11 protein-coding genes are annotated in these 14,570 nt (G+C 41.9%); 6 read left to right on the top strand and 5 right to left on the bottom strand.

Going from position 1 to position 14,570, the window contains the following annotated elements; translation table 11 throughout:
• Window positions 1-84: 84 nt before the first annotated feature.
• The 3 genes from BWX39_RS07040 to BWX39_RS07035 are packed head-to-tail and all read left to right on the top strand — an operon-like array spanning window position 85 to window position 1,814.
• Window positions 85-330, top strand: a complete 246-nt coding sequence (locus BWX39_RS07040; RefSeq protein ID WP_014709805.1) for a hypothetical protein — start codon at window positions 85-87, stop codon at window positions 328-330.
• 2 nt (window positions 331-332) lie between these two features.
• The gene (locus tag BWX39_RS12250; RefSeq protein ID WP_167653648.1) at window positions 333-470 is read left to right on the top strand and encodes a hypothetical protein; all 138 of its coding nucleotides are present in this window, start codon (window positions 333-335) and stop codon (window positions 468-470) included.
• Window positions 471-476: 6 nt separating this feature from the next.
• Window positions 477-1,814: an MATE family efflux transporter gene (locus BWX39_RS07035; protein ID WP_028905064.1), complete on the top strand. Its 1,338-nt coding sequence runs from the start codon at window positions 477-479 to the stop codon at window positions 1,812-1,814.
• A gap of 837 nt (window positions 1,815-2,651) precedes the next feature.
• On the opposite strand, the gene BWX39_RS07030 is transcribed toward BWX39_RS07035, so the two are convergent.
• The 5 genes from BWX39_RS07030 to BWX39_RS07010 all read right to left on the bottom strand — a co-directional run bounded on the left by BWX39_RS07030 (window position 2,652) and on the right by BWX39_RS07010 (window position 9,563).
• A complete protein-coding gene (locus tag BWX39_RS07030; RefSeq protein ID WP_028905063.1) occupies window positions 2,652-3,431 on the bottom strand; it encodes a ZIP family metal transporter in 780 nt (259 codons plus the stop codon).
• A gap of 15 nt (window positions 3,432-3,446) precedes the next feature.
• A complete protein-coding gene (locus tag BWX39_RS07025) occupies window positions 3,447-4,364 on the bottom strand; it encodes a patatin-like phospholipase family protein (RefSeq protein ID WP_028905062.1) in 918 nt (305 codons plus the stop codon).
• Between the two features lie 32 nt (window positions 4,365-4,396).
• Complete coding sequence (locus BWX39_RS07020) at window positions 4,397-5,035, bottom strand: cation diffusion facilitator family transporter (protein ID WP_028905061.1); 639 nt, start codon at window positions 5,033-5,035, stop codon at window positions 4,397-4,399.
• Between the two features lie 89 nt (window positions 5,036-5,124).
• The gene (locus BWX39_RS07015; RefSeq protein ID WP_028905060.1) at window positions 5,125-5,919 is read right to left on the bottom strand and encodes a Cof-type HAD-IIB family hydrolase; all 795 of its coding nucleotides are present in this window, start codon (window positions 5,917-5,919) and stop codon (window positions 5,125-5,127) included.
• A 503-nt stretch (window positions 5,920-6,422) separates the two neighbouring features.
• A complete protein-coding gene (locus tag BWX39_RS07010) occupies window positions 6,423-9,563 on the bottom strand; it encodes a C10 family peptidase (RefSeq protein WP_244271466.1) in 3,141 nt (1,046 codons plus the stop codon).
• A gap of 309 nt (window positions 9,564-9,872) precedes the next feature.
• Between BWX39_RS07010 and BWX39_RS07005 the strand changes: the two genes are divergently transcribed.
• From BWX39_RS07005 to BWX39_RS06995, 3 genes are all read left to right on the top strand, one after another.
• Window positions 9,873-10,703, top strand: a complete 831-nt coding sequence (locus tag BWX39_RS07005; protein ID WP_028905058.1) for an EFR1 family ferrodoxin — start codon at window positions 9,873-9,875, stop codon at window positions 10,701-10,703.
• Between the two features lie 79 nt (window positions 10,704-10,782).
• Window positions 10,783-12,549 (top strand): M6 family metalloprotease domain-containing protein, encoded by a 1,767-nt coding sequence (locus tag BWX39_RS07000; protein ID WP_028905057.1) that lies wholly within the window; start codon window positions 10,783-10,785, stop codon window positions 12,547-12,549.
• Between the two features lie 84 nt (window positions 12,550-12,633).
• A complete protein-coding gene (locus BWX39_RS06995; protein ID WP_028905056.1) occupies window positions 12,634-14,034 on the top strand; it encodes a chitobiase/beta-hexosaminidase C-terminal domain-containing protein in 1,401 nt (466 codons plus the stop codon).
• Window positions 14,035-14,570: the final 536 nt, after the last annotated feature.

Below are 14,570 nucleotides of genomic sequence, written 5' to 3'. Positions count from 1 at the left end.
AAACGCAAAGAACTTACGAAGAACGAAGCGGAAGTTGTTCGGTTTTGTATAACTGTTCCAATTCTTTTGCAAAGCCAATAACCTATGATAAACAAGGATAGTATAGAATCTGCCTACTGTTTTCTGCATCAGAAATATCGTGTTTACGAGTTTTCCAATAGCGAAACGCAAAGAGATGACATCGAATTTGCCATTGCATCGTATGTAAACGATATGAATAAGGAACTCTATGCGCACCTTGCCAAAGGCAGAAAAGAGTTTCTTTGCAACCACACAACCTTTGCAGCAGATATGCAAGAGGCCATCAACGAATTAGAATTAAGATTATAAATATGGATTTCGACAAAATACAAGACGACGCAAGAAAGGCAGAACTCATAAGAATAATAGAACATTCGGTGGAGCGATTGTCGTTAGCTGAACTCGAAGCACTTTACTACGACTTGGTGTCGAAAGACTATATTCGATGAAACAGCGTGGATAAGACAAACAGAGAAATACTCAACCTTGCCATTCCGTCAATCGTTAGCAACATCACCGTGCCGCTTTTGGGCTTGGTCGATTTAACGATTGTAGGACATATAGGCAACGAAAACTACATTGGTGCTATTGCTATCGGCTCTATGATATTCAATATTATGTATTGGATATTGGGCTTTTTGCGCATGGGTACAAGTGGAATGACGTCTCAGGCATACGGCAGAGAGGATTGGGAGGACGCGCTTCGTGTGTTGCTTCGTGCCTTAACCATTGGTGTCGGTATGGGTATGACGTTCATTGTTTGCCAGTCTGCGATAGAGTGGGGAATGGTTCGTGCAATGAATACCCCCGAAACTTCTTTGCCATTGGTGCGTGCTTACTTTCGCATAGCTATTTGGGGAGCACCTGCTATGCTTGGTTTGTACGGGCTGACGGGGTGGTTTATCGGTATGCAGAATACGAAAATACCTATGCTGATAGCCATTGTGCAAAACATTATCAATATTTTCGCCTCGTTGTTGTTCGTCTTTGCCTTTGGTTGGAAGATAGAAGGAGTTGCTGCAGGCACACTAATAGCGCAATGGAGCGGTTTCTTTATGGCATTGTTCTTTGTGCACCGTGGACTTAGAAACAAAACTTTCTATGCATCGGCAACTACTGCACAGCTTTCCTTATCGCTTTTCAAGTCTACACTTGCCCACGTTGAGGCTTGGCAACGCTTCTTCGTTGTAAACCGCGATATATTTCTACGCACGCTTTGTTTGGTAGCTGTCAATCTCTTTTTCACAAGCGCAGGTGGCAAGCAAGGTGCGCTAATGCTGTCGGTAAATACGCTATTGATGACGATGTTTACCCTCTTTTCCTACTTTATGGACGGCTTTGCCTATGCTGGTGAGGCTTTGAGTGGTAAGCTATATGGGGCAAAGGATAAGGCGAGATTTCTGCAAATGGTGCGCCGTTTGTTTATTTTTGGCGGCGTTATGGTAGTTTTGTTCACGTCGGTTTACGTTTTCGGCGGCCTCGATTTTCTTCGTTTGCTCACCGATGAGGAATATGTTGTTCGAGCTTCGATACCTTATCTTGTTTGGGTTTATTTTATTCCGCTTGCAGGTGTTGCAGCTTTTATATACGATGGCATATTTATCGGTATGACCGAAACAAAGGGAATGCTTGTTCCTTCTGCCATAGCAATGGCTTGCTTCTTTGCTTTCTATTATGTTGCCAAGCCATCTTTGGGCAACAATGCTTTGTGGATAGCCTTCCTTATATTCCTTTCTTTCCGTGGCATTCTTCAGTTCTTTTGGGCAAGAAAGTATGTTTTCAACCGCTTTTAGCCTACCAAAAGAATGATTCAACAATATATATAAATAAGAAAGAACCCTAAAACAGGTCTTTGCTATTGCGAAGAATGTTTTAGGGTTCTTTCGTTTTAGTATCGTTGTATCGCTTGTTGCTATGCCTTTAACTGTTTGCGTTGTAAGGAATACAGCCCTTTAGCGATACCTTGTTTTGCGCTTAATACTTATTGTCGAATGCAGCCACGAGTGTTGATACTACGAATGCTGTTGTTGCTAATAATGCTATTGTCATAATTAATCCTTTCTTTTTAAAAAGCTGCCAGCAATGTTTTATTCCGACAGCTTTGTTTGTTATTATCCTTAATCTTACGATGCAAAGATACGAAAGTTTTTTATTTTTAATGCATTGAATAGTTTGTTTTGTAACTTTTGAGCCCTTTTATCGTTGTTTTATGATATAAATCAATTGCTTTAATTTGTACTTTGATAGATTTGCTATGAAGGTTGTGTATTGTACAGATATAAAGGAAAGGATAATGTAAGAACGGCTTGGCATTGCTGTTCTTTACAAAACGAATAAAAATAGCAGGTATAAAAAAGCCTTGACTGATATCACATCAACCAAGGTTCCAATACTAAAACTAAATTAACCACTAAAAAAAACTATGGCAAAGTTAGTGAGTTTTTTGTATACTTCCAAATATTTTCCCTACTTTTTTTGTGTTATTTTCTTCCTAAAATTATGAGTTTTAGGTTTATATCGTTAAATATTAGCACTTTAAATGCCAATAAAAAATTGAATAAAAGAAAAAGTTTTCTTTATCGACAAGTGTTTTTCGGTTCACTAATAGCTATAAAAGCACTTATCGAGAATTATCCTAACACCACGTCTAAGGTCATCATAAGGGCAAAGCCAATGGCAAAACCAATGGTAGAAAGGTTGGAATGTTCGCCTTCAGATGCTTCTGGTATGAGTTCTTCTACCACCACATAGAACATAGCACCTGCTGCAAAACTCAGCAAATAGGGCAGGGCGGGCGTTATGGCACTTGCCAACAGTATTACGAGTATGCCACCAATAGGTTCTACTACGCCACTAAGCGAACCGATGATGAACGATTTCATACGTGAGTTACCTGCTTCGCGCATCGGCATAGAGATGATGGCACCTTCAGGAATGTTCTGAAGGGCAATACCAATCGCCATCGTCATCGCTGCAGCTGTTGATATGTAACTTCCTGTTTGCAAGGCTCCTGCCAGTACAACACCTACTGCCATACCTTCGGGAAGATTGTGAATGGTAACGGCAAAGGTGAGCATAGCCGTTCGGCTCAGCTTGGTGCGTGGTCCTTCGGGTTTACTGCTGCCAATATGAAGGTGGGGTGTGATATAGTCGATGAGCAACAAAAAGGCTATACCCACTAAGAAACCAACCAAGGCGGGCACTATGCGCAGGCGTCCTTGGTCTGCCCACATATCCATAGACGGTATGATGAGCGACCATATAGATGCTGCCACCATAACGCCAGAAGCAAAGCCCAGCAATGCTTTTTGTAGGCGCGCAGGCATTTCATTGCGCATAAAAAACACAAATCCCGACCCTAAAACCGTTCCCAAAAGTGGTATTGATAAGCCGATTATTGTTTCTGTCATTTTCTGTTTCCTTTCTTAATTCTTTGTCTTTTGTTCGTATTCGTCAAGCCTACGTTCCATTTCCGCACGCCCACACGCTATTATTTCTGTGGCTTTGTCGAAGTCGAAGAGCGAAAAAGCGTTCATCGGCAGTTCGGCACATATATCGGGAGGTGTCAGCTTGAGTGCCAGTTGCGTGTTGGTTTGTATGGTTAGGCTTGCCACACGTATTGCCATATTCAGGTAGTTTGCCGAAAACTGTACATTGTGGAAAGGCATTCGTTTTCTTATATTTGCCAAAAAGCCATTCTCTTCTTCCACTGTTTTCTGGTAAGCGTTGTACGGGCAGGTGTCGGAACCGTTCACGTTGATAGCCACCAATAGGTCGCCTGCCTGTCGTGCCACACGGTCTAACGGAAGCGTATTGTGTATGCTGCCGTCTATATTAATATGGTTGTTCTCGCTTACAGGCTTGAAGAAGCAAGGAATGGAGATAGATGCGCGTACGGCTGTTAGCAGCGAACCCTTCTGAAACACACGTTCTGTGCCGCTTACGATGTCAGATGCGCAGCAGACGAAGGGTATAGGTAAGTCTTCTATCTTGGTTTTGCCTAATAACGGTTTCATTATTTCTATGAGGTTCTTGTCGCTTGCTACATGGTCAAGCCCCATAGTGGGAGTGATTATGTTTGCTATCTGTTTCTTGTTCAGCCCTGTAACGAATGTTTTTAGTTCGTTCAGCTTTCCGTTGGCGTATGCTGCACCTACCAATGCGCCCATCGATGTGCCTGCCACGGCTACGATATTGTAGCCCCGTTCTTGCAATACTTCGATAGCTCCGATATGGAAGTAGCCCCTTGCGCCACCGCCCGAGAGCACCAAGGCAACGTTTTTGCTCGTTGCTTGTCGCCCTGTTCCAAACAGTTTCTTTATGTATTCAGGAAGTATGCTCATTGGTATGTGTTGTTGTTTGTCTTGTTTTCTGCTTACGCCTTTGTTAGTGTGCGACCTGTATCCCATAGCAAATTCTTTGCCCAATGGGCTGCAATGAGTGCCGAGATGATGGCGACAGCAGCATCAATCCACAGTATATCCCACAGCATAGCGCACACAATGCCAATAACGATGCCTGCCTTTGCCAAGATGTCGGATAGTAAATGCAGGTAGACAGCGTGGCTGTTGTAGTCGGCTTTGCCATTCTTATCGTACATTACGCGCACGCAGATAATGTTTGCCACTAACCCCACAACCGCCGTAATTATGGCAAAGTTGTGGTTCGTAATGTGTCCTTCGTGCCCGTTCAGGCGTTCAAATGCTTCTATAACAATGAAGATAGCCGTTGCGAGCAGAAATATTCCACTTGTGAAAGCCGATAAGCTCAGTATCTTGCTTGTGTCGTAGTTCTCCGACTGCTTGTTTTGCAGACGGCGCACCAACAGGTATGCAGCCCAGTTCAGCCCTAATATAAGTTCGTGCGAACTAAGATGAATGGCGTCAGCCAAGAGTGCCATAGAGTGAGAAGTGATGCCAACAATCACTTCTATCGCTATGATGAGTAAAGTGAAGAGCACCACAAAGCGCACACGCTTTTCTTGTTTGATGGTTTCTATATGTTTTGTTTTCAAATTGTCTGTTCTCTTTTGTTGGATATTCGATATACCTTTTCAATTTAACGATAAGTCGTTCTGTCGGGATATCGAGTATTGCCTTTTTGTTATTCCTCTTCCAATGCCCCGAAATGTTGCATCGCTTTCCAAATGCCGTCTTCGTCTACCGATGTTGTAACGTAGTCGGCAGCCGCTTTCACCTCGTTGTTGGCATTCCCCATAGCCACGCCAATGCCTGCTGCTTTCAGTATGGAAAGGTCGTTGCCACCATCGCCAAAGGCTATGCAGTCGGCAATGTCGATGCCTAATTGTGCAGCCACTGTGGTCAGTGCATTGCCTTTGTTGGCACCTTTTACGGTGATGTCGGTGAATGCAGGGTGCCAGCGTGCCGAAACGCAGTGGGGCATATCGGGTATTATAATGTCTTCGTCGGCTTGCGTGAAGAAAGGTGTAAGTTGCAAGATGGGCTGACCCTGTAAGTCAGCAATCGTTCTGCTTTCGTCTACATTGTTCACTCCCAAGTCGTGTACGAAGATGTCGGTAAATACCTTCTTGTAGTTGTGTATCACCACCTCTTGCTTTCCGCATACCAATACGCAGTAGTCGCGGCGTTCGGCATCGGCTATCATCGTCTGCACATCAGCATTGGGGATAGGCGAGAGTACAAAGTCTTGGTTGCCCATAAAGCAGTAAGCACCGTTGAAAGTGATGTATCCGTCCACCAGATGCTTTATGTCTGTAATATTGTTGATAATGGCAACGGGACGTCCTGTGGCAATAAATATCTTTATACCTTTGCGCTTTGCCCTTGTTATTGCATCGATTGTTGATTGTGGAATTTTGTGAGTCTTAAACGAAACGAGTGTACCGTCTATATCGAAAAATGCTGCTTTTATTGCCATATCCTATCTTTTTACGTGTGCAAAGGTACTAAAAGATTTTGTTATATAAGTGTGATAAAGAAAAATACCGAAAAATGAGGAGTGTAAACAGCAGTGGGACGATGGCTTGGTGGCTTGGGATAATGAAGTGTTCCCTTCTGTTTTTCGTTGTATTTTCTAAAGTGTTTTCCAACTTCAGCTGTTCACAGAAGAATTATTTACGTGTAAAGAAATATTTTTCTACGTGTTTGTAAATATTTCCATACGTGTAAATAAATATTTCTTTACACGTAAATAATTTGGCAGACAAAGATTTTTGGGGCAAATATTGCCTCCTTGGAGAAGATGAAAAGGGAAGGAAGTTACGGGTATGAGTTCTTTAAAGGAGGAGAAAGAGTGGGGGAATTGTTATGTAAACGATGCCACTGCACGGTTTACTGCAAAAAATAAGAGGTTGTATCAAAAGTATGATACAACCTCTTGTATTTGTTTATCTGTCCCAACAATGTGGGAAGCGTTGTCTTTTACTTCACAACAACTTTCTTGCCGTTTATGATGTAAACACCCTTCTTGGTTGCTGCCTCAGCTGGGAGACGGCGACCTTGGAGGTCGTAAACAGTCTTAACTTCAGTGTCGTTGTTGTTGATGCCGTTGATACCTGTAACGAAGTCGCCGTTGAACAAGATTTCGAGCTTATCCAAACCATCGTGGCCGATGATGTATGCACGGAAAGCATCAACTGTAGCTGCTGGCTTCAACTCGAAGAACTTAGCATCAGCAGAAAGTGCATAGTCGTTTTCTGCCAAAGTCTTCTTGCTTGAAACACCAGTGAAGACGAAGTGATTGTTGTCTGCAGAGCAGAAACGAGTTGCATTGTCTATAATCTTCACATTCTTGGCACCGAAAGTAATGTTCTTGCCTACGAGTGCTTGAGGTACAGCCATGAGGTAAGGAATGTTGCCGTTGAATGTTTCGTCAGCGTAAACGAAGTTCAGCTTGTTGGCGTTAGAGCCAGCATATTGCATCAAGAAGAAGTCTTTAGCTTCGCCGTCCTTAGTCTGCCATGCCAATGTCTTTGCACCGTCCATGATAGAAGTTGGAGTGAATGGAATGTAAAGACCTTCGTAGTTTGTCTTACCATCAGAAGCCTTGTCGAACTTACGTGTGTAAGAGATTTCGTCAGCAGTGAATGTTGCTGGGCAGTAGAAGTCGTTACCATCGGTAAGTACTACCTTTGTAGCCTTCTCGCTTACAACTACGTTCTGTGCAGGTAAGCCTGCTGCAGAAGCCTTGGCAGCATCTACATAGTACAATGTGTTAGGATTGCTGTTTGGTTCAACAGTAGTGAACTCAATACCACGCAAGTCTACAGCTGCAGCTTCTGCTGGAACTGTAATGGTAGCAGCTGGAGCATAGCCTTGACGTGAACCGTCGCCGTTGTAAACAATGAAGCCGTTCTTGACAGTTACATACTTAGCTGAACCTTTCTTAATACCTGTTCCTGATGAAGGATTGTAATAAGTTACAACCATAATATGTTTGCTGTATGCACAATTGTCAAATTCAAAGTCAATTGTTGTAGACTCGCCAGGGTTAAGTGATACTTCTTTTGATGCACCGAATGCTTGGTCTTGATTGTCGGTTGAATGAGCTCTGGCAACCGTTAATTTCTCGTGGAAAGCCTCGTTACCTTTATTTTTGATTGTTACAGTGCCTTCAATTCTGTTACCATACACTGTTGTGTTGTTTGTGCCTTTAAATTTATAGCTGTAAGACAATGACTCTTTGGTAGGTGCGCTTACAACTTCTACTTTTCCAGCACCAAGACTTTGGAAGTTTTGGTAGTCTTCTGTTATACACAAAGAAACGTTATGTTGGCCAAGTTTATCAGCATAGAAGCTCATTGGCAATACAATACTGCTATTTGCAGGAACGGTTGCAGGTACTTGTGAGTGGAGTTGCTTTGTAGTTTGTCCTGCATTATTGGTAGTTTCGTAAATCAAGTAAACTGTGGTGTGTACTTCGTGGTCAGCTGTATTCTTTACAGTTACGTTTACATTATTCATTTTACGAATAACACCACCCGTTGTTACGTTAAAGTTAGAAGCTTTCAACTTTTTGAAATCGCCGTAGTCATCGAATCTCAATTCTACAGTTTGACCTGTGCTTGAAGTTGTTACGGTTGCATATATGTATGGGTCGTAATACCATCTTCCAGTAGAACCAACAGGACGTTGGATAGGTGTAACCTTAAATACGCCTGCTGTAGTCAAGCCTGTAATTCTAACAGTTTTCTTCATTAGGTAATTTGGGTTTACTCCTAAAGTAGATATATCTGATACTGGAGAAACACTGCCATCATCTTCAATCTTACCCAAACCTGTTTCAACAGTTACTCTTTCTCTGTTGAAGTTAGACATTGTATAAGTGATAGAATTTCCTGCTTTTGATGCTTTCTTAATTTCTGGCTGCAACAAGAGTGCTACAGGCTCGCCTGAAGTGTTAGGAGAGATGCCTATTGTTGCGATTTGCCCCATTGCATAGCCGTCTGAAGTAGAACTTGCACCAATACCTGCTGTGCTTCCTGGATTAAGAATAGCAATCTTGAAATAGCCGTCAGAGTCGCCGCCCCAACCCCAGTTTACGTGGAAGTAGCCTTTACCATCGTAGCCATCAATAACGAATGCGTGTCCACCACCTTCTGATTGACCGCAGAATACTACTGGACGCGCAGCTGCCATTTCATTGTAAAGTCTGTTTTCAAATTCATCTAAGCTATATTCTGTACGAAGAATAGTAGAAGCATTGTAGTTGAAGTATTTGTTCAAAGCGGTAGCTATATGGTAACCAGATGCACCAGAACCACCATTGACATCTCTATCGTAGCCCATTTTTACTGAACGGCCAACGTATATCATCAATTCTGCAATTGCTTTGTTCTTTTCAGCTGGTGTTTCAGCATTATATGTTGGCTCAATATTTGCCCAGTCTATCTTGGTGCCTGCTTCAACACCGCCTACCGAAATCGTTTTGTATTTACTTTGACCATACTTATTTGTATTCTCATACACTCTGGTTGTATATGGAGGAATGGAATTTGTTACAGTTTCTGGCCATTGGTGCTTATACATTACTTGTGCCATAGCAGTAGCTACACAACCTGTAGGAAGCTTTACACTTGTGTTGTATGGGTCATCTGGACACAAATCACTGTAAGGAGCATCTTGATTCCACACGGCCTTTACCAATGGCTCAATTGGGGTTCTTGCCTTCATTTGTGAAGGAGCTTTTGCCGTATTATTAGCTTGGTATTTGTCCAGTAAGCTGATTTCCTTAGCCATACCGTCCATAAAGCTTCTCATGTTTGCAGACATTTTGTTAATGTCGAAGCTACCAGTTGTGCTGTAGCCAAGAATCTCTGAGGTACGGTCGTCGCCAGAAACAATTACAAAACCATTGCCATCTTTAGAGTTAAAGACATAGTAAGGAGCAGTTGTTTGTGCTCCTTGCGCATTCATTCTTGGAGCATAGGCAGCATTTGTGCTCTTCAATTGCTTGCCGTATTGCTGCAAGAACTTCTGAGCAGTCTGACTTGCTGTACTTAACTTCACAGGTGCTGCCCACGAGGTATGTGCGAACAACAACATGAGAAGAAGGCTCATCATAGATTTTTTCATGTTTGTGTAATAATTTTAAATGAAACTTATATATCAAAATCTGAGATTATATTTCTTCAGTGGTTGCAAATTTAAACAAATAATTGTAAACCACAATACTTTATATGTGATTTTTTTGAAAATCTGTTCAATTTGCAAAACAATTGTATTGATATTTCTATTTCTTTCAAAAGCTATTACAATTGGAAGGATTAGGCTTTTAAGTATTGAATGAACGGAATGTAAAATAAAAGACTAAAACTGATTAAAAGGTTGCTAAGACTTTGCTGTTTCAGAATTTATGAGTATTTTTGCACCATGATATTCTATTTCTCGGGTATAGGAAACAGTCGTTGGGCAGCAGAGCTGTTAGGGCAATGTCTCGGCGAACGCATTGTTTCCATAAGTGATGCAGTGGGGACAAACACTAAATTTACTTTGCAGAAAGATGAGATAGTGGGTTTTGTATTCCCTGTTCATGGTTGGCGAGTGCCACGCATTGTTGATGAATTCATGCATGCACTTGAGCTACTCGAGATAGATTCGCAGAGTAAGACAAGGCATTATACCTTTTGCTTGCTGACAACGGGCGATTCTATTGGGCGAACAATGGAGCGTTTTGTAAAGCTGATGAGAAAGGTAAAGTCTGGAGCAGCGTTAGATTTGAATGCTGTTGAGTCGGTGATAATGCCCGAATCTTATGTCGGATTGCCAGGAATGGACGTAGACAAACCTGAAAAAGAACGCAAGAAAATAGAAGATGCTGAGAAGGTTATTCTTCGTTTTGCTTCGACAGTGAAGGAGCAGAAAGCACGTCAAAGCGACCTGCCATTAGGCTGGAAGCAGCTGAAACGTGGTCCAATACCCGATTTCTTCTCTGGTCCTGTGGGAGCATTCTTCACTCATTTCCTTATAACTGACAAGCCTTTTAGAGTAGACAGCGAGAAATGTGTGCAATGTGGCATCTGTGCAAAGGTATGTCCCGTTGGCGATATAGACGGAGGAATGGGTAAAGAACCAAAGTGGAAGAATAATGGAAAATGCTTAACTTGTTTTGCCTGCTACCACCATTGCCCGCACCATGCTATTGAATATGGAAACAGGACTAAGCATAAGGGGCAGTATTTCTTTGGCAAAAGAAATGGCTAAGTGTTTAGAAAAAGTTGAATAAACAGTGTAATCACACTGCCTGAACCATAAATTAAGAAAACAATAAACGAGATATTATATGAAAAAACTATTACTTACATTTTGTTTGGTTGCAGCTACAATTGTAGCACGAGCAGCTAAAGCTGACCCTACACCATTTGTTGTAACGCAGCCCGACGGCACACAACTGACGCTTGTGTTGCACGGCGACGAGCATTTCAGTTGGATTTCAACGCTCGACGGCATATTGGTAGCAAAGAAAAACAAAGGCTACTATGTTGCAAATGTTACTTCTGACGGTGTATTGGAAGCCACAAACTTATTGGCACATAATGCTGAAAACCGTACAACGGCAGAAACAAAGATGGCAAAAGCGCAAAAGAAAACGCTCTTTTTCGAGTGTGCAAACCAAAAGGTGACAGCTGCACGACGTGCTATTGGTATCGGTCAGCCATCGATACCTTACTTCCCACACGAAGGTAGCCCGAAGGTTTTAACCATTCTTGTAGACTTCAGCGACAATCCTTTTACGGTGAAAGACCCTAAAGCAAGCTTTGAACAATATCTTAACGGCGAGGGAAAACCCAAGTCGTTGGGCACAAACGAACAATTAAACTATGGTAGTGTACGCCAGTATTTCAAGGATATGAGCAACGGAAAGTTCACGCCACAGTTTAGTCTGGTGGGACCTTACCGTATGCCGAAGCCATTGGCATTCTATGGTAAAGATGCTGGCTCAAGCCACGATGTGAATATTATCGAACTGATAAAAGATGCTTGCGAGGCTGCAAAAGGTCAGATAAACTGGAAGGACTATGACAGTAACAACGACAAGATTATAGACTTGGTTTATGTTGTCTATGCTGGTTATGCACAATCAATGGGTGGAAACTTAGATACCGATATATGGCCTAAGTCGTCGTATCTACTTGGAAGCGTCGTTATCGACGGTTATACCATAGGTCGCTATGGTGTCAGCAACGAACTGAATGCCAACAGAACCTCTCCTGTAAAAGACGGACAGGTTGTGAAGATGATAAACGGTATTGGCTTATTCTGCCACGAATTCTCACACACAATGGGCTTGCCAGACTTTTATCCTATTGCCGATGCAGCAAGGATAGACAATCAAGGTATGGAATATTGGGACTTAATGGACGGTGGCGAATACACCAACAACGGCTTTTCTCCTACTCCTTACACGCCATGGGAGAAAGAAGTAATGGGCTGGACGTCGCTGACAACGCTCGAAGACAAGGCGCAAACCGTTACGCTGAAGGCTGATGAGGCACGCAAGATAGAAAGCGAGAACACCGACGAGTACATTATACTGCACAATATACAAGACAAGGACTGGCATTCAGGCGTTGCGAAGTTAGGACACGGTATGTTGATTTACCGTGTAAACTATGGTAAAAGCAGCGTAAATATGTACGACCACGTGAACGACACGCCAGGAAAGCCTGGTATGACAGTCGTTCCAGCTGACGGCGAATTGTTCTCAAGCTACACAGCAAAGACCAAAGAGGAACGCAAGAGATACAGAGAAAGCCACAAGGGCGACCCATTCCCTGGTGAGAAGGCAATAACGGAACTGTTAGAAATAAAGTTGAATTTGAGTACTCTCAAGAAACCATTCTATAATATTACAGAAGATGAAAAGGAACAAACCGTTACTTTCAACTATTTGGAGAAGTCAGACCCAACAGGCATCAACACAATAGCTACGGATAGCGAACCTGCCAACGAAAGAATCTACACGCTTGACGGGCGATATGTGGGTACAAACCACACAGCCCTGCCACAAGGTATATATATAAAAGGTGGTAAGAAGTTCGTGAAGTAAAACCTGCTGTCAGCATTAGACTTTTGAAATCTCAACGAAATAAAATATATTTAATCAACATTATCAATTAAAATTAATTTAATTATGAACAAATTTTTACGCAATGCATTCGTTGCCGTGTTGGCAATGGTGGGCACAGCTGCCTATGCACAAACAGTGGTAACATTCAATCCAAGTGAAACAAAAGGAACAACGAGTGCAAGTGGAACACCCGACAAAATGGAAAAAGGTGGTATTACCATTGAATCTACAAATGCGGCCTTTAATGCTAAAGGCAACAAGCATTACAGATTTTATCAGGATTCAAAGACAACCATAACATCAACTGTTGGCAATATCACAAAGATAGAGTTTGCTTGCGAAGTTAATAATGAGGGTAAGTATGGAGCTAATGGCTTTGAAGGTGTAGAAGGTTATACCTTTACAGAAGATAAAAAGACAGGAACATGGACAGGCGATGCAGCTGCTGTTGAGTTCGCAGCTAAGTATCAGGTTCGTGCAACTAAGGTTGTCGTAACCATTGGCGCTACTGACCCAAACACAGTTGCACCTCCTTCTATCGAAGGTGTTACTCCTTTCTTGGACAAAACAACCGTAACACTTTCGGCTGCTGAAGGCACAAAGATTTATTATACAACCAACAACGAAGCTCCTACAACTGCTTCTACATTGTATAGTGCTCCTTTCGAACTTACTGCTACAACCACTGTAAAGGCAATTGCAGTAAAGGACGGAAAGCAAAGCTCTGTTGCTGAAAAGACTTTCACAAAGGAAGAACTTGCTGTTGCAAACTCAATTGCAGAATTTAAGGCTATCGGCAAAGACAAGAAAGCTATATTGAAACTTGTTAATGCAAAGGTACTTTACAAATGGACATTAAGCAGTGGCAGCATCAGTATTTATGTTCGCGACCACTCCGGTGCAATTCTTTTCTACAAGCACACACTGGGCTTGAAGGCTAACGAAGACCTTAACGGCGAAATCGTGGGTCAATACACAGAATACAATGCTACTCCTGAGCTGATAGAAGTAGCTGGCGTTACCAACCTCGATAAGCTCAACCACGTTGAAGGTGCTGCTGCTGAACCAAAGGTTATTGCTCCTGCTGCCGCAATAGATAACCTTTGCGACTTGGTTAAGTTGGAAAAAGTTAAGATTACAGCCGAAGAATCAAAGAGATATTACGTTGTAGACGGCGAAAAGAAGGTACAGCTTTACAATGGTTTCCAACTTTCTGCTTTCAACGATATGGCACAATTCGTTGCAACAGGCGAATATGATGTTGTTGGTATTGTTGCTTCTGTTTACAAAGGTGTACCATCAATCAACCTCATTGAGATTAAAAAGGTTGTTCCTAATGCTATCGACACCGTTCAGGCAACTCAAAACGAGAATGCTCCAATGTACAACCTCGCTGGTCAGCGTGTAGGTAAGAACTACAAGGGTGTAGTAATTCAGAATGGTAAGAAGTTCATGAACAAGTAATTCTGTATTACATTATTTATATAAGAGGCGTTCCCTATGCAGGGTTCGCCTCTTTTTTGTTTCCTTGCGTGGGGGAGTTGATTTCCTTTTTTTTGTTTGAAGCAACTAAATGCAGTTTCTTTTGTTTTGTAAAGATAATTCGGAAGAAAAACGGTAATTTCGATTTGGCGTTGCGAAAGCGGCTCTTTTGCGCTGCAAAACCTACGCTTTTACCGTGCAAAACAGCCACTTTTGGAATGCAAAACAATAGGTTTTGTAAAGTGTTGGTAATAAAGATGTTATGCGATAGAATTGTTTGTGAAAAATCTTTACGGTTTTATAACCTCTTTTTCGTTTATAAAACAAGTTTTTTTCACTAAACTTTTGCTATTCTCACTATGTATCTTTACAATTTAGTAAAAGCAATAATAATGTATAAAAAGTGGCAATAAAATTCTTGTTTATAAATATTATTTGTACCTTTGACCAATAATGTAGGTTGTTTACACCTATCACACAAAAAGCATATAAGTATTTGATAGTTAAGTATAGACATA

It is taken from the genome of Prevotella intermedia ATCC 25611 = DSM 20706 (genome assembly GCF_001953955.1).
In the GTDB taxonomy this organism is placed as follows: Bacteria; Bacteroidota; Bacteroidia; order Bacteroidales; family Bacteroidaceae; genus Prevotella; species Prevotella intermedia.
The sequence above is the reverse complement of the archived record's forward strand: the minus strand, read 5'-3'. Positions and strand labels throughout refer to the sequence as shown.